The organism is Bacteroides muris (ex Fokt et al. 2023), from assembly GCF_024704895.1.
In the GTDB taxonomy this organism is placed as follows: domain Bacteria; phylum Bacteroidota; class Bacteroidia; order Bacteroidales; family Bacteroidaceae; genus Bacteroides; species Bacteroides muris.
Genome location: NZ_JAMZEE010000039.1, coordinates 22,645 through 38,985, shown reverse-complemented (window position 1 = coordinate 38,985; position 16,341 = coordinate 22,645). Strand labels below are relative to the sequence as shown.

The 16,341-nt window shown below is 40.5% G+C and carries 12 protein-coding genes and 2 pseudogenes; 12 read left to right on the top strand and 2 right to left on the bottom strand.

Going from position 1 to position 16,341, the window contains the following annotated elements; genetic code table 11:
* Positions 1 to 38: 38 nt before the first annotated feature.
* Positions 39 to 1,268, bottom strand: coding sequence for a site-specific integrase (locus tag M1B78_RS14175; RefSeq protein ID WP_257941017.1), 1,230 nt, complete (start codon positions 1,266 to 1,268; stop codon positions 39 to 41).
* 279 nt (positions 1,269 to 1,547) lie between these two features.
* Between M1B78_RS14175 and M1B78_RS14170 the strand changes: the two are divergent.
* Positions 1,548 to 1,760 (top strand): annotated as a pseudogene (locus tag M1B78_RS14170) (tyrosine-type recombinase/integrase); the annotation flags it as partial.
* Positions 1,761 to 1,782: 22 nt separating this feature from the next.
* Positions 1,783 to 2,175 carry a hypothetical protein gene (locus M1B78_RS14165; RefSeq protein ID WP_257941016.1) on the top strand — a complete coding sequence of 131 codons (393 nt, stop codon included), beginning with the start codon at positions 1,783 to 1,785 and terminating at the stop codon, positions 2,173 to 2,175.
* 159 nt (positions 2,176 to 2,334) lie between these two features.
* Here M1B78_RS14165 and M1B78_RS14160 read toward each other — a convergent pair whose 3' ends face one another.
* Positions 2,335 to 2,706 carry a hypothetical protein gene (locus tag M1B78_RS14160; protein WP_257941015.1) on the bottom strand — a complete coding sequence of 124 codons (372 nt, stop codon included), beginning with the start codon at positions 2,704 to 2,706 and terminating at the stop codon, positions 2,335 to 2,337.
* A gap of 39 nt (positions 2,707 to 2,745) precedes the next feature.
* Between M1B78_RS14160 and mobV the strand changes: the two genes are divergently transcribed.
* From mobV to M1B78_RS14110, 10 genes and pseudogenes are all read left to right on the top strand, one after another.
* Positions 2,746 to 4,050: a MobV family relaxase gene (mobV, locus tag M1B78_RS14155; protein ID WP_227805525.1), complete on the top strand. Its 1,305-nt coding sequence runs from the start codon at positions 2,746 to 2,748 to the stop codon at positions 4,048 to 4,050.
* A 262-nt stretch (positions 4,051 to 4,312) separates the two neighbouring features.
* Positions 4,313 to 4,747 (top strand): hypothetical protein, encoded by a 435-nt coding sequence (locus M1B78_RS14150; RefSeq protein ID WP_005841729.1) that lies wholly within the window; start codon positions 4,313 to 4,315, stop codon positions 4,745 to 4,747.
* A 14-nt stretch (positions 4,748 to 4,761) separates the two neighbouring features.
* On the top strand, positions 4,762 to 5,826 hold the full coding sequence (locus M1B78_RS14145; protein WP_257941014.1) for a competence protein CoiA: 1,065 nt from the start codon (positions 4,762 to 4,764) through the stop codon (positions 5,824 to 5,826).
* Positions 5,827 to 6,041: 215 nt separating this feature from the next.
* Positions 6,042 to 6,896, top strand: a pseudogene (locus M1B78_RS14140) (tyrosine-type recombinase/integrase); the annotation flags it as partial.
* A gap of 353 nt (positions 6,897 to 7,249) precedes the next feature.
* Complete coding sequence (locus M1B78_RS14135) at positions 7,250 to 8,437, top strand: hypothetical protein (protein WP_257941013.1); 1,188 nt, start codon at positions 7,250 to 7,252, stop codon at positions 8,435 to 8,437.
* A gap of 11 nt (positions 8,438 to 8,448) precedes the next feature.
* Complete coding sequence (locus M1B78_RS14130; RefSeq protein ID WP_127074940.1) at positions 8,449 to 8,907, top strand: hypothetical protein; 459 nt, start codon at positions 8,449 to 8,451, stop codon at positions 8,905 to 8,907.
* Between the two features lie 19 nt (positions 8,908 to 8,926).
* On the top strand, positions 8,927 to 10,321 hold the full coding sequence (locus M1B78_RS14125) for a hypothetical protein (RefSeq protein WP_257941012.1): 1,395 nt from the start codon (positions 8,927 to 8,929) through the stop codon (positions 10,319 to 10,321).
* A 2-nt stretch (positions 10,322 to 10,323) separates the two neighbouring features.
* On the top strand, positions 10,324 to 13,752 hold the full coding sequence (locus M1B78_RS14120; RefSeq protein WP_257941011.1) for a hypothetical protein: 3,429 nt from the start codon (positions 10,324 to 10,326) through the stop codon (positions 13,750 to 13,752).
* Complete coding sequence (locus M1B78_RS14115) at positions 13,752 to 14,684, top strand: hypothetical protein (RefSeq protein ID WP_257941010.1); 933 nt, start codon at positions 13,752 to 13,754, stop codon at positions 14,682 to 14,684. Before M1B78_RS14120 ends, M1B78_RS14115 begins: the two co-directional genes overlap by 1 nt.
* An 80-nt stretch (positions 14,685 to 14,764) precedes the next feature.
* Positions 14,765 to 16,339, top strand: coding sequence for a hypothetical protein (locus tag M1B78_RS14110; RefSeq protein WP_257941009.1), 1,575 nt, complete (start codon positions 14,765 to 14,767; stop codon positions 16,337 to 16,339).
* The last annotated feature ends 2 nt before the right edge of the window (positions 16,340 to 16,341 follow it).

Genomic DNA, 16,341 nt, shown 5'->3' with positions numbered 1-16,341 from the left:
GTAACAATGAAAATGTGCTTCGCATATCATTTTATGTATTAAAGTGTTAATTGAAAATCCTCGGTAGCTTTGATAAATTTGTCCATGTCCTCGAAAAGTTTCTTCGGGCTGACACGGGCATAGACCTGAGTGGTAGAAATATCGGAATGTCCCAACATGCGGCTGATGGTCTCTATCGGCACACCCGCTTCGAGTGTTATCAGCGAAGCAAAACTATGGCGCGCCTGATGATAGCACAAGTTATCCTTGATGCCTGCCAGTGCAGCCAACGCTTTCATGTGTCGTTTCATGTTCGGGTGGTGGATTATCGGGAAAAGCGTTTCCCGTGTTTGGTCCTTGTATCTCTCAAGCAGTGCCAACGCTTCGGGAAGCAGTTTCACGCTCGCCCGATGTTCGTTTTTCTTTCGGCGATATTTCAGCCATAATGCTCCGTTGTCGTCCGTGTACAGGTTCTCGTCCGTGATGGAAACCACATCAGCGTATGACACACCCGTGTAGCAGGCAAACAGAAAAAGGTCGCGTGCCAGTATGTGCGTCTTCCTGTATGGCGGTATTTCCACGTCACGAATTCTTTCGAACGATTCGCGGCTCAATGCACGTGGTGTCCTTTCTGATTGCCGGGGCAGGGCGAAATGTTGAAAATTGCATTTCTCGGAATACCCTTTCTTATAGGCAATGCGACAGATTTTCTTCAGGATGGCAAGGTGGTGGCGGACGGTATCTATCGCATAGCCTTTATCTTCCGTGACGAAGGCCTGATAGTCGTGGATGAACTGTTCCGTCAATTGTCCGAAAGCCAAATCCTTGACCTTGTATTTGGTTTCGATGAACTCCCCGAGTGTCAGCCGCATATAGTGATAACCAGGATAAGTTCCTTTCGCACGGTCTATGCCGATACGTGCCTTAATGTCGTCACAGATTGCATCTGTCATTTTCATGAGGGTCATCTGCGTTTCCATGCTGCCTTGAAAATAATTCTTCACATCGGTGGCGTCAAAACCGACCTTACGGGATACAAGGCTGTCGAATGCGGCGTTTACCGCCAACAGCAGTTTTTCAATCCTGGCATTGGTTTCCACTGCTTCCTTGCTCTTGCCGTTCAGACGGCTTTCACGGGGATTCCACAGTTCGGGAGTGCAGGACAGCTTAGATCCGAACTGCGCCATCGTGCGGTTCACGGTTATTCTTCCCATTATCGGGGCTTTACCCGATTTGTCCAGTCCGCTCTTTTTGAGGTAGAGCAGAACCCTGAATTTTTCTACTTTCATACGCTTATATTTTTTAGTGCAAAATTACTTGCCGTATAAGCGTTCCTTGATATGCAAAATACTGTGTATGAGCGCAAACAAAACGGTGAGGATTTCTTTTCATTGCCTGCCGTTACCTATTCCCGTTTCGGTAACTGCCCGGCTAACGGTTTGGTAACTGAACAACCTCAATATTCCGTTGCCGTTTGCATTTTCTCTACTTGGCAGAATAGCGAAATACCGCTCATTTCAAACGACTTACGTTTAATCTTCATCCGTTCGCTTTTTCTTGCATAGGCTATCATTTTCCACGTTGCACGCCACACGAACGCCACGACCGTACTTCTGTCGCACGGCGTACCCATCGAAACGGTGAGCCGTCTTTTGGGACACACGAACATAAAAACCACCCAAATTTACGCCAAAATCACCGCCCAAAAGATAAGCCAAGACATGGAAACCTTGTCGCACAAGTTGGAGGACATGGAGAAGAATATCTGCCGAGCTATTTAATTTAATTAAAAACAGCATACCGATGAAAGAAGAAAGGAATATTATCACGATGGACGGGCAGGGCAATATCTTCCTGCCAAGCGATATAGGTGCAACCGCCATGACCGAGCGGGAAATCTGCGAACTGTTCGGGGTTATCGCCCCGACGGTTCGGGTAGGGATAAAGGCACTCTGCAAAAGCGGAGTTTTGAGTATATATGACATAAAGCGCATTATCCGCATATCGGACAGATACAGCGCGGAGGTTTACAACCTCGAAACGATAGCCGCCCTCGCTTTCCGTATCGAATCGTTCGGGGCGGCGAAAGTCCGCAAAGTGTTGTTGGAAAGGATTATACACGGGCGAAAAGAGAAAACGACGGTATTCGTATCGGTTGTTTCGGACGGCAAGCCCAACAGCCGTTGGAAAACATGATGATATACCAACATATCAACATGCAAACATACCAACATGCAAACCTATCACTATGGTGATATATATTGCAGGTTCTATTTCTCTTTTCAGAGGAAAGCGGAGCAATCATTTCCGTTTACAAAGGCAAAGCAAGCACGGGGCTTTATGTCGGCTAAAAGGTCAGGCGGCTGCGCCGTTTCCCGATAAATCTTCCTCTCGCTTCGCTGCGAGCGTATTTATCGGGAAAACCTTGTATCCGACCGCCCCGTGCAAAAGAGCCTTTGAAAACGGAAACGACCGCCCCGCCACCCACCGACCGAAAGGGAAAAAATAAGGTGGGGTTATATGGGTAAGCAGACGGCAGGGACAGCCACAGCCGAAAGGCAGACGGCACGCCGCAGGGTATTTACGAAGAAAATACCGTAGCTTATTAGGGAATTTGTCCGAGCCGCAATACTCCGTATCGCTGAAAATTCCCCAATAAGGCAAGGGGCAAGCCCCTCTGCACACCCCCATCGAGGACGGCATTTCACCGCCCTCAAAGATAGTCAAGTTTATTGTTTCACAAGCCAAAAAAGAAAGGAAGAATATATGGGTTTCGTAGTTTTACACATGGAAAAGGCGCACGGCAGCGACAGCGGAACGACCGCACATATCGAGCGTTTCATCATACCTAAGAACGCCGACCCCACACGTACGCACCTAAACCGCAGGCTCATCGATTACCCCGACGGGGTGAAAGACCGTTCGGCGGCTATACAGCGGAGATTGGAAGAAGCGGGGCTGACACGCAAAATCGGAAGCAACCAAGTACGGGCAATCCGCATCAACGTGTCGGGAACGCACGAGGACATGAAGCGGATAGAGGAAGAGGGGCGTTTGGACGAGTGGTGCGCCGACAATCTGAAATACTTCGCCGATACGTTCGGAAAGGAGAACATCGTGGCGGCTCACCTGCACAGGGACGAGGAAACACCGCATATACACGTTACGCTCGTTCCCATCGTCAAGGGAGAGCGCAAGCGCAGGAAAAGGGAGGAACAGACAAAGAAGCGATACCGCAAGAAGCCGACCGACACCGTGAGGCTGTGCGCAGACGATATTATGACACGGCTGAAATTGAAGTCCTACCAAGATACCTATGCCGAAGCGATGGCAAAATACGGGCTGCAAAGGGGCATAGACGGCTCGAAGGCTCGCCACAAGTCCACGCAGCAGTATTATCGGGATATACAGAAACTCTCCGACGACCTCAAAGCGGAAGTGGTGGATTTGCAACAGCAGAAAGAAACGGCACGGGAAGAACTAAGACGGGCGAAAAAAGAAATACAGACCGAGAAGCTGAAAGGGGCGGCAACCGTCGCAGCCGCCAACATCGCCGAGAGTGTCGGTTCTCTTTTCGGCAGCAACAAGGTCAAGACATTGGAAAGGGAGAACACCGCCCTGCAAAACCGCATCATTGAACTTGAAGAAGAAGCCCGACAACGGGAACGACAACAAGCCAAACAGATGCAGGAAATGAAAAGCACATATGAGCAACAGAATGGTAAGCTGTCCGAGTTCGTGAATTTTGTCAAATGCTATTTCCCATACGTGGAAAAGCTGATACCGACAATAAATTTCCTGCGTGACCGCTTGGGTTTCGATGACGGTATTATCCGAAGACTATGCACTTTCAAGGATGTTGCCATTAAAGGTAAACTCTACTCTTCGGAGTTCAACCAAAGTTTTGAAACCAAGCGTTCTATCTGCGCCATCAAGGAGAATGAAAACGGAAAATTCGATTTCAATATTGACGGAGTTCCACACGTGAGTTGGTTCAGAAAAAAGATGAGCGAGTTTAGAGAAGCTATTGGAATACCGAAGCCAAGGCAAAATAGGAGTATAAAACTATAGTTCAAAGAAAACAGCCGAATAATCTACCTATATTGAATGGATTATCACGTTTTTTTGTATTTTTGCAGTTGGATTGAGATAACTCGTTCCAAGACATATTGCTCGATAGCTTCACAATCACCACTACAAGTAAAGAGCAACAACTAATATTGGGACTGCCCCGAATATGGGCGCAGACTTCCCATATTTAGTTGTGGTTTGTGGTGAACCGTGAAGCGTATGGCGAATGTCTGCGCTTTTTATCATTAAAAAAATAATAGATATGACTAAAATCACTAACACTTATGTTTTAGACAAGGCAAAAATGTCTGTATTGCTGTTAATTATGTTGTTTACATGTCCTTTGGCTTTTGCTCAAAGTGAACCAGAAACAGCAAAGCCTTTAACTGATATGGAAGTTGTACGTAAAGTAGCATTTCTTGATATTGAAGGGAAATATTATGAAGATGTTACGATGTCTTTCAAGTCAATAACTCCTGACTATTTTATATCAGATAAATATAAAGTCAAAGTAAAAGTCGTTGATAAAAATGGAAAATCTATATATAAAAAGACTTTGAAAAATGTTTTTCTATATGTGTTTTCAAATGGTCAAATACAAGTGGGGAAAAAGAATTTTGACCAAATAGTCGTGTCAAAATCAAAATCGACAGATGAAAACATTGGCATAATTAGGGAAAAAGAAGGAGTTTATTAGTCGGTACTTATAAAATGAAACATTCACACACTTATCAACATTTTGCACTTAACACCGATAATTGCATCGTTGATATAAAGGATGTATATTATTCAAACGAACGATATTTTTGTCCTTATTGTCACAGTGAGATGATAGCTAAACGTGGAAATATCCGCCAATGGCATTTTGCGCATAAGGCTGACAAATGTTCTTACGACAAATATCTACATTCCATTGCAGAGATAATGATAATGAATTGGTTTAATCAGAAAGAGCATATCATATTATCTATGGATAGTTATGAAAAGTGCGACAAGTATGATAATTGTGTTTTCTATGACAAGATAAACTGTAAGAGGGTAAAGAAAGTGCAATTTGATTTAAAGACTTATTATTCAAAATGCATCCAAGAACATAGGTGTAGAGACTTTATAGCCGATTTGTATTGCGAAAACAAGACTAATCCTAATTTGCCTATTTTCATTGAAGTATTTGTAACACATGAATGCAGTCAAGAAAAGAAAAAATCGGGCATTCGTATTATTGAACTTAGTATTCAGTCAGAAGAAGATATTTTGGATATTGTAAATTCCACAAATTTAAATGAATGTGAAAAAGTTAAGTTGCACAACTTTAAACGTAAGGAAGTTTTAGCAGAGGACTTTGCGCAACCTTTTCAAAAATATATCTTACATCATACTTTGAAAAGCTATGTTGAACGAGATACGTTTACTTGTAGGAATTACAATCACCACAGAAAGGGAATCTATGAAATAAGTATGCCATATGATGATTGCATACCATATTTTATCAATAGTGGTGGTTTATATACAATTGGAAAAGTTAAAGCGTATCTTGATGGGTATTTAAAGAAAGATTGCCAATTATGTAAATGGCAAGCAGAAGATATGAGTGGAAGCAAGTTCTGCAAATTGTATAAAAAATGTGGTAATCCAAAATATTGCAATGATAATGATGTTTCAAAATGTTCAATGTTTAGAGAGAATACACAAATGATAAATGATGCCATCTCTGATTTTAATGAATATCAAAAAAATGATTCAGTGGACATTTGGAATATAGATACCCCATATTAATCAAGGGATAATTACCATCCCATTCAGAAAAACACGCTTGATGTTTTTCGTTTTTGGAAAAACATATTATATTTGCAGATGAAAGAGTTATTTGACAGCATAGCAACGTAAAACACTGAAATTCGCACAGTTGCTAAATCGTTACTTCTATTTCTCAAATAATTCGCTAAAAGTTTATTCTTCAATCGGTTAAGTCAAACCAGTGAAAATCAAAAATAATAATTCAACTGCGACAATTGGGAAAGATACGCACTTCCGAGACTTATACGGCAACCCTTAAAAGTTTCATGGAATTTCGTGAAGAACAGGACGTTCCGCTTGACGGTGTTAACTCTGACCTTATGCTTTTATACGAAGCTCATCTGAAAGCAAAAGGAGTACGCATGAATACCATATCATTCTATATGCGCATTCTTCGGGCAGTATATAACCGAGCAGTGGAAAAAGAACTTACGCCACAGAAGTATCCGTTCCGTCATGTCTATACCGGAGTGGACAAGACAGTTAAGCGTGCTGTTCCTGTTAAGGTCATCAAGGTCTTGAAAGAACTGGATTTGTCAATGAAGTATTCGTTGGATTTTGCGCGTGATATGTTCATGTTCAGTTTTTACACAAGAGGAATGTCCTTTGTTGATATGGCATACCTTAAAAAGACGGATTTACAGAACGGAATCCTGACCTATTGCAGACGAAAGACCGGACAGCAGCTTACCATCAAATGGGAGAAATGTATGGAGGAAATCATCAAGAAATATCCATCAAACAGTTCTGCCTATTTATTGCCGATTATCAAGGAGCAGGGGAATGAGCGAAAACAGTATGACAATGCCCTGCATCTGGTCAATTATCGGTTGAAAGACCTGTCGGGAATGCTGAAACTTCAACGGCCTTTGACAATGTATGTAGCCCGCCATTCATGGGCAAGTGCTGCCAAGGTAAGAAATGTTCCGCTATCAGTCATTAGTGAGGGCATGGGGCATGATTCTGAAAAGACAACACAGATTTACCTTGCTTCTCTCGAAGCATCGGTAGTTGACAAGGCAAACAAGATGATTCTGGAATCGCTGTAAGCAAGAAGTTGTTTAGCAAAAATCTCAATCTCTTCGTAAGAGACGGATATTTGATGCAAAGATACTCATTTTCAGCCAAAAATCAGCTTATTTAAGAGAAAAACTGCTATTTGTGCCATCAAATTTTCATGTTGTTTTACAAAATCTATTCATTTTCGACAGAATTGGCGGAATATCAAGACTTTCCTTTTTTCTTCGTCTCTTACGAAGAGACGAATAGATATTTGCTCGACAAAGACCACCGCCAACAGACAAAAATAATTAAACTCTCTCGTAGTGTAAAAAGGGCTTGGTCGCCCGTCGAGACACTATGCTGGGAGTTCTTTTTATATGAGGAAATAAGTATATAGCTCATGAATAAAAAACTCATCATTCCGATTGTGATCTGTACAATCATCATTATTGCAGTTATCTCTACCTGCATTGGGGGAGGTAGTAAGATCAAACTAACATGGGATGCAGTACCAGCTCCAAAGGAAATAAAAGACTCTATTGAGCTAAAAGTATATGTAGAAAATTCCGGTAGTATGGATGCGTATATGTGTGCAGGATCAAATCTAAAAGATGCAGTTTTTGATTATGTAAGCGACTTGAAGCGATTGACTACATCCTGTTCATTGTACTATATCAATTCGAAAGTAATCCCTTTCACTGGGGACTTAAATACATATATTAAAAATCTTACCCCACAATCTTTTGCTAAAGCTGGTGGAAACCGAACGAATACAGACCTTCGTCAGATTTTTGACACGATAGTAAAGGCCAATGGCAAACAAACGGTTTCTGTATTTATCTCAGATTGTATCCTTGACATTCCTCAGAATGCGATTGATTTTTTGGGGAACTACCAGATTTCCATAAAAAACACGTTTTATGAAGCATTGGCAGAAAATCCCGAATTGGGAGTTGAAATAATCAAACTTGACTCCAAATTTAATGGTTTTTGGTTCTGCGGACATAATCGGGAATTTTTGAAGGATGTAAAACGACCTTACTATATTTGGGTAATTGGCAATCAAAGGTTTTTGGCTGAATTCAACCAAAAGGTTCCTGTCGAGAATATTATAGGCGGTATTAAAGAATACTGTGCGTACGCTGCTCCACAGAAAATACCATTCGATATGAGTAGAAGCACTTATGTAACAAACCATTCTGGAAAAATACATGTTGAATTGCTCGTAAATTTAAGAGGATCGTTGCAAAGCAGCAATCTGTATAAGAATATTGCACAATACAAATCTGCTAACCCTCAACAAGTAGCAGTGGCATCGGTTGAAGAGATTATTGCTGCAGATAGTCCGTATAGCCATGTTGTCACTTTAGAAATCTCCAATCCCGAGACCATAAAATCAGAAACGGTTTATTTCTCTTACCCTTATTTGGCGACATGGATATCTAATTCAGATGACACAACAGGACAAAATGTAAAAGAGAATCTTGACAAAACAACAGGGCTAATGGCACTAATTAAGGGTGTGGCTGAAGCCTATAGGAACTCAACTACATACGGATCAGTTTCCTTTGAATTAAGAAACAAATAAAGTTAAATATCATGAGTGAATTTTTTGGAAGTATCTACTGCTGGCTCGAAGACTTCTTTGGAATAGAACTTGCAGAGTATCTTTGGGGAGAATCATCTCCAGAGCAGTTAAGCAACATGTTCATTGGCATCGGCCTTACCATGTTGGTGATTTCCCTAATTGTAGCCGTCTGCTACTATTACATTATCAATCATCCACGCCTGAACAATTGGTGGGGATGGCTTATATTCTTAGGTATTAACGCTGTGATAAACTTTGTAGTCGGCTGGCAATGGGTTCTTAAAGATTATTATGCAGGATTAATGGTAAAAAAAGATGCCGCGACCCAAAAGATGGTTGACCTTCCTATCTACTCAGATGATATCCTTGCATTTGGAGTTACCAATATGCTCGATGCTATCATAGCTTTCATCATATTCTCGTATATAATCAAGTGGTGGAGTACTAACTGCTCCCGAGCTCCATTTTAACATATAAACATTATTAATCATGGCCAAACTATATGTATTCGGAATTGGAGGAACAGGTGCACGTGTTCTCCGTTCTTTCACAATGATGATGGCGGCAGGTGTAAATATGGGTGTAGACGAAATCGTGCCTATTATTATCGACCCCGACGCTTCTAATGCAGACTTAACAAGAACTGTAGCCCTTATGAACACATACAGGACTATTCATTCTTCCCTTTCATTCACCCCGAAAAATGAGTCAACTTTCTTCAGAAAAGAGCTGTCCCAAATTCTTGTGAACTATACTCTTCGCATAAATGACACCGATGATAAGACATTTTTGCAGTTTATTGATCTTCCTTCCATGGATAAATCATCGCAGGCCATGATGAGAATGCTATTCTCTGAAAAGAACCTCGGCTCGTCTATGAATGTTGGCTTCAAGGGCAACCCCAATATCGGGAGTATTGTACTCAATCAAATTGTGGATTCTAATGACTTCCAAGATTTCGCCAACAACTTCGAATCGGGTGACAAGATTTTTATCATTAGTTCCATTTTTGGTGGAACTGGTGCAAGTGGTTTTCCTCTTTTATTGAAAACTCTTCGCACTGGAACTAACTTTCCAAACAATGATCTGATTAACCATGCAGAAATTGGTGCTATTACCATTCTTCCATATTTCAAACTGAAGAATGACGATGAAAGCGAGATTGATTCATCAACCTTCATCTCTAAGACCAAATCCGCATTGGCCTATTACGAAAACAATATCAGCAAGAATAAGTCTATTGATGCGCTTTATTTTCTTGCTGATAATGTTACAAATACCTATGAAAACCACGAAGGTGGATCAGCGCAGCAAAACGATGCTCATCTCGTAGAATTCCTTGCTGCTACTGCTATCGTGGATTTCAGTAACAAGCAACACGCAAATACGTCAAACAAAGAACTTGGTCTGAAGGATCTCACTAATTCTGTTACATTCGACTCTTTCTACGAGAATCAAAAACGTTTGCTTTTCGCCCCTTTGACAGAGTTCATGATGATGACAAACTGCCTAAATCACAAATTTGACTATTATTCGTCTAAGGATTTCAATGCCAACAATGACAACTTCAATGGTCTGTACGGGTCTTCTTTCATGACGGAGCTTCAGAACCTTACAGGTTTGTTCATCGAATGGCTTGACGAAATGAAGAGAAATAAACGCTCATTAGACCTTTTCAACCTTAACACAAAAGATAAACCTTTTGAGGTCGTCACAGGAGTTAAGCCTAAAAAGATAATCAGCCTTAAATCTGATTATGATTTAGTGACCGATCGTTTGAACTCAGCTGTCAAGAAATGCCAAAGTAAAGAAGACAACGACAAGTTCCTTGAAATGTTCTTCCTTGCCATGACAAAATTGTTTAACGAAAAATTTAATGCGTAGCCATGTCAAAAGTATTTAGACTATATAGAGAGGGAACGTCCACCATTCGAGAATGGAACGAAAGCCCAGCATTCCCATACAATTCCAATGCTCGGGACACAATAGAAGATCCAGATGGAGCAAGTGCCAAAAATGAAATTACTTCAATCCCGTCCCCGTTTGCAAGAATAGATCTTGTGAAAACAGCTTTTAAGGAAATATGTCGTAGAGCGACTCGTGATATTAGAGAGTTGGAAGGCGACACCATATTTCATAAGATGGTGTCAGATACTTTGGATGTCGGTGAGATCTTTTTCAATATCGATAAATTCAAAGATAAGATTGAAATCATCACTTGGAATCCGTCCGTGATGATTGATGCTCTGAAGAACGACCAAAACGCAAGCCACTTCTATGTGGCCGATGCCTTGCAGAAGTATCTTGTTTCCGATGCTCGCACATATAACTTCGGACAGTTGAAGAACATCTACCTTCTGAATTATACGAATGGGCCAGATGAATTGAACATCATCGGTGCCACTTCACCGTCAACGTTATTCTTTAGCGGCGCGAATAGCCTTGAATATATTCAGGACATATTCTTTGCAAACAATGACCGCCCATTTGACGGCGACTATGTACCCCTTTATAAAAGAGACTTTGACTACATTAAGGCATGGTGGACACTCCGAAAGACAATCCCCGGCTTCTCAAACCTGTTCCCAGAAATTGAGAACTATCTTAACTTGACATTCAGGGCTATTTCAGACCAGATAATCAAGAACAAGTTAAACGAGATTACCCCAGCATCAGCCAATGATTTCTCTTATATTGACGTGCAGTCACATCAACAGAGTAACCAAGTTGAAGTTCTTGGTACTGTTCTGTTTAAGAAGAAATCTTCAAGAGAAATTGAAAACGAGTTTACAATCCGTTCCGAACAAAGCGTAGCAGGTGTGAAGCCTCTTGTTCTTCCCGTTGAAGCAGGAAATAAATATGCTAGTCTGCAATATGCTAATGGTACATGGGGAAACACAAATAGAGCACCATACAAACCAAAAGTTTCAGATATCGAACGTAGAACGCTACCTTATGAGGGCTCAACTTTTGCATATTTGACCATAGGAGATTTCCTTGAAGATTCTATTGTGAAGGTTCCTCATTCTTTGAATAAGAAGTATTTCTTCGACGGGAATATTAAAGATGTAGAGCAGATGACCTCTTTCTTGCTCCCGATTAAGCCTCTTTATTTCAAGTACTTCTCCATTGAAACACTCAACTCAACTATGCCAGACGGCAAACCAGCATTTGAGATGGAATCTATTGCCGGTGGCTCAGTAAATGTAGTTATACGCATACCTATTATGGGTAATGGTAATATAACTTACATTGAGTATCAGCGTATCTATTATGCCCAGAGGCAAGCAGATGTCTCAGAGACTCAAAACTCTGGTGGCATGACAACTTTCGATTTCACAGGTCTTGTAATGCCTGCCATAAAGTTCCAAAATGAGGATGATGCTATCTATACAGTTTCCTGCGTAAGTACATTCTCCAATCAATTCAATTTTGATTTTTACCGCGAAGGGGAAATAATACGTGACATCCCCGTTGACTGCAGAAACAAAGAAAAAGGTTTATTCGACTTTAAAGCTGAAACCTATACAATCCAAAATAGCAACTTTGACTTTATCAGAGTTTCTAATAAGGGAGGCGTTAGCAATGTAATTATTCCAAACTTCCTCACACATCAAAATCTGGAAGACTTTGAATTTGCTGTTGACTTGGGTACATCTAATACACATATTGAATTTAAGAAAGCTGATAATAATAGTTCTGACTCTTTCAACTATAAAAACTCAGAATCTATATTCGAAGAGTTCTTTGTTCAGTCCTTCCGCGAAATTCAAGGAAAACTCATTCCTTTAGATTTGATTGATGAAAACGACTTGATGGTTCGTGATTTCATTCCTGTTGTGGTAGGAGATGACTCAGATTTCTCTTTCCCAACACGAACCGCTTTGTCTTATGCAAAATCTACTGACTGGACGGAAAAATTAAGAACATTCGGCTTAATCAATTTCGATATTACATATAATAAAAAATTAGGCATTGCATACAATGCAAAGCCTATGGTCAATATCAAATGGAGTAGCAAGCCTAATGCACAATCAGCAATGCAAGCTTACATCCGTAATATCATGATGATAATTCGCAACAAGGTCATTGCAAATAACGGTAGCCTTGCGCGGACAAAAATCACATGGTTCTATCCAAACAGCATGTCACCGCGCCGCCTTGCTCAACTACGCATGGCATGGAACGACTCCTACACAGAATTGTTTAACCATGATGGTGCGACAAGAAATCTATCAGAGTCTGTTGCTCCAATACAATTCTACTTCCGTAGATATGCGACAGCAACGAACCTCGTTAATGTGGATATTGGTGGTGGCACTACTGATATTGCCTTCTCTTCAAACGGCAAAGTAGAATATATCACGTCATTTAAGTTCGCTGCGAACTCGCTCTTTGAGGATTCTTTCTCTGACATCAATCCTAATAATGGTATTGTAGACTGGTTCAAGAATGACATTCTCGGCCTTCTTCAGTCAAAACCAGAACTTAACGAACTAGTCAACATCTTTAATAGCAACCTCGGACAACCTGCAAATATGGCATCATTCCTTTTCTCGCTGAAATATAATTCTGCCACAAAAGGACTTGCCCGTAATAATATTGATTTCAATAAGATACTTCAAAATGACACGAAGTTTAAGGTGGTTTTTATCATCTTCTATACAGCAATCATTTATCACATCGCCCAAATTGTGAAAGCTAAAGGGTTGAAAGCTCCTCGCCATATAGCATTTAGCGGTAATGGTAGTAAGATAATTAGCATCATATCGTCAGACCCGAAGATTCTTGGCAAATATACCAAAATCATTTTCGAAAAAGTTTTGGAGTCAGAATATGGTTCTGCCCTTGATATTCTTGGATTAGAGCAGGGGGCCAATCCTAAAGAATCTACATGTAAGGGTGGCTTGATTGCAGCAGAAGCTTACGAAGAAAATCCAGATACATTAGTTCTCCGGGATTCTTCTGGTAAACTGGTTGGTACTAACGACACTTATGCTTCCATTTCTGATGCTTACAAAAAAGAAATCGTTAAGTCTATTAAAGACTTCTTCCACTTTGCTCTTACAGAAATGCCGTCTGTATTCAACTTAGATAATAACTTCGGTGTTGATAATGTCACTATGAAGATTGCAAAAGAAGAATGCACAAAGGACTTGGAAACATACCTTGATAAAGGTATAGAACTCTCTATTAAAGAGTCTGGAAATAAGGATAATCTCATTGAAGATGCAATTACGTTCTATCCAATTAAGGGAGTCCTTCAGTCTCTTTCAAGCAAAATTCAAGAGTATTATTTAGAAAATCCGAACTGATGATGAAAAAAGCAATCAATATCGTAGTGTGCCTTGCCACAATTCTAACGTTATCTTCATGTTATTTTTTCAGTGAAAAGCAGCCTATTCAAGATTCCGTAGATAGTACCGCTCCTGTTGAGGGAATTTCTCAGGAGATAAAGAACAAGATTGCAGCCCAAGACACGTTAATGAATGCGCTTGTATTAAAGGTTGACACTTTGACACAAGCACTGTCTCAGGCACAAAAAGAAAATGCTGAGCTTAAAGTTCAAGTCGCTAAGTTAGAAAGTCCTAAAAGTACTTGGGGATATATGACATTAGCTTCTCTTGCTATAGCAATCATTGCACTGGTTCTTTCCCTGTTAAGAAAAGGCCTCAGTAGAGAGAAAGTTGACGAAATTTTTTGCAACAACTTGGACAAGTCAAAAAGGATAGCAGAATTGAAAGTTGCTGTTAGTCAATTACAATCTGGGCTAAACGGTAACAGAGTTTCTCTGTCTGTAAACACATCTCTACAAAATCTTGATACACGTTTACGCTCTGTTGAGTCTTCTGTTTCACGTTTGAGTAGTAAGACGAACGAAACTCAAAATAGTTCAAATCCATCAGTTACTCATCATCAAGAACAATTGCGTCAAACTAAAGATCTTGAATATCTCAGAATGGGATACGCAAATATTAATAGTGGTAATATCTTCACGAAAATATTCGATTCTGCCCAAGAAAGTTGTGTCTTCTCTATTAAGTTTAAGAGTGCGAATAAAGGAGAATTTAACATCATCTCATTGGACAAGATTAAATCAAGAAACATGTGGCAGGAAATAGTTGAATATACTGGCTCTATTGAAGAAGCCACATCCTTTAAAGTTGAAGATTACGGCATTTGTGAAAAATACGATGATGTCACATGGCAAGTTACTAAAAAACTTAAAATCAAATTAATTAAGTAAAGATGTCACTATTAGTTCCTATCATAGTAGCGTTTATAATCGCACTACAGATATTTTTCTTCGTGAAGAATGTACTACGCATGAGAGATTACAAAAAAATCTTTGCGGAAGAAAATTCTTGGGGTATCGCTCATAATCCTGAGACGAATTTCGTTTCTGGTATCCATGGACGTGGTAACAATGTTTTTGAATCAATCAAAGACTCAATTAATAAATACTTAGAAAATAATTCTGAATCCGTAATTGATTTCTCGCTTTTGAAAGATGCAGTGGACCGCCACTGTGATTCTGTGGAGAATGACATCAACACGCTTACACCAACTCCACTGTATTGCGGGCTCGCTGGAACGATGGCAGGTGTGATTGTCGGCTTAGGTTCTCTTATTACGACGGGTAGTATAACAGACCTTCTTTCATCTGGATCTGGAAATTTTGGAACTGCCGCTGAGGGCGTAAACGATTTGTTGTCAGGGGTAGCATGGGCAATGCTTGCCAGCATCATGGGTATTTTGCTAACCACCATAGCATCATTATTATTTAAAAGGTATAAACTGCAAGGTGAATTCGGCAAGAATACTTTTCTTGCATGGCTTCAGGCAAAGCTACTGCCAGAGCTGCCTTCTGATACCTCCGATGCACTCAATCGCTTGGTGAAGAATCTTAATAAGTTCAACAACACTTTTGCTGAGAACACCTCTTCACTGCGCTGTGCATTGCGTGAGGTTAATGAATCCTACCGCATTCAGGGCGACGTTATCAAAGCCGTACATGACATGGACGTGATGAAGATGGCAAAAGCAAATGTTCGCGTACTTGAAGAACTGAAAGAATGTACCGACAAATTGGAGCAATTTAACGAGTATTTGGATGATATTCACGGCTATACTGATGCAATCCATACTTTTACCACTCAATTTGAGCAAGAAGCTAACCGACTGCATGTTTTGGAAGAAATCCAACAATATTTCATGCGTCATAAAGCAGAAATAGCAAAGGATTCAGCCGATGTGGATATTGCTTTGAGAGATGCTCTTCGTACGCTGAAAGAAACTGCTAACACGAATGCAAATGAGCTAAACTCCACACTAGTTCAGCAAGCCGAAGAGTTTAAGCGTATTATTGCCGATGAGAAAGAATCATTTGAAAACCTCAATGTGGAACTTCGCACCATGTTTAGTGCTGAACTCAACCAAATTCCAATGTTGCAAAAGCAGCTGGCTGAAATTGCTGGCATACCAGGCAAACTTGATCAGTTGATAGACCGCATGGAATGCTCTAATAGTGCATTGGCTTCGTCAGTTAACGAGACGATGGTACGAACCACTAAAGAACTTACAGCCGCTTCTTTTCATGATGAAGCTTCTCCATATGCCACACCGCAGGTATTGTCTGGATGGATGAAATGGACAATTGTAGTTTCTGTAATACTCATTGCTTTAGCTTGTATCTCGAACACAATATACAACATCTGGTTTGCTGAAGATAATTCACCATCTGTCACTGCTACCATAAGTGAAGCGGATGATACAGACTCTATCATGAACGCTCCAATCAGTGTTGATAGCGTAGAGACACAACCTGTTCCACACTCGTCTATACCGTCCACATCGCAATTAGCACCTAACAACCAAGTACAAAGCACCAATAATCCATAATA

What these genes read in the sequence shown, in the direction of transcription:
- M1B78_RS14110 (WP_257941009.1), top strand. Translation starts at nt 14,765, where the DNA reads ATGAGAGATTACAAAAAAATCTTTGCGGAAGAAAATTCTTGGGGTATC.
- M1B78_RS14130 (WP_127074940.1), top strand. Translation starts at nt 8,449, where the DNA reads ATGAGTGAATTTTTTGGAAGTATCTACTGCTGGCTCGAAGACTTCTTT.
- M1B78_RS14145 (WP_257941014.1), top strand. Translation starts at nt 4,762, where the DNA reads ATGAAACATTCACACACTTATCAACATTTTGCACTTAACACCGATAAT.
- M1B78_RS14135 (WP_257941013.1), top strand. Translation starts at nt 7,250, where the DNA reads ATGAATAAAAAACTCATCATTCCGATTGTGATCTGTACAATCATCATT.
- mobV (WP_227805525.1), top strand. Translation starts at nt 2,746, where the DNA reads ATGGGTTTCGTAGTTTTACACATGGAAAAGGCGCACGGCAGCGACAGC.
- M1B78_RS14150 (WP_005841729.1), top strand. Translation starts at nt 4,313, where the DNA reads ATGACTAAAATCACTAACACTTATGTTTTAGACAAGGCAAAAATGTCT.
- M1B78_RS14120 (WP_257941011.1), top strand. Translation starts at nt 10,324, where the DNA reads ATGTCAAAAGTATTTAGACTATATAGAGAGGGAACGTCCACCATTCGA.
- M1B78_RS14165 (WP_257941016.1), top strand. Translation starts at nt 1,783, where the DNA reads ATGAAAGAAGAAAGGAATATTATCACGATGGACGGGCAGGGCAATATC.
- M1B78_RS14125 (WP_257941012.1), top strand. Translation starts at nt 8,927, where the DNA reads ATGGCCAAACTATATGTATTCGGAATTGGAGGAACAGGTGCACGTGTT.
- M1B78_RS14115 (WP_257941010.1), top strand. Translation starts at nt 13,752, where the DNA reads ATGATGAAAAAAGCAATCAATATCGTAGTGTGCCTTGCCACAATTCTA.
- M1B78_RS14175 (WP_257941017.1), bottom strand. Translation starts at nt 1,268, where the DNA reads ATGAAAGTAGAAAAATTCAGGGTTCTGCTCTACCTCAAAAAGAGCGGA.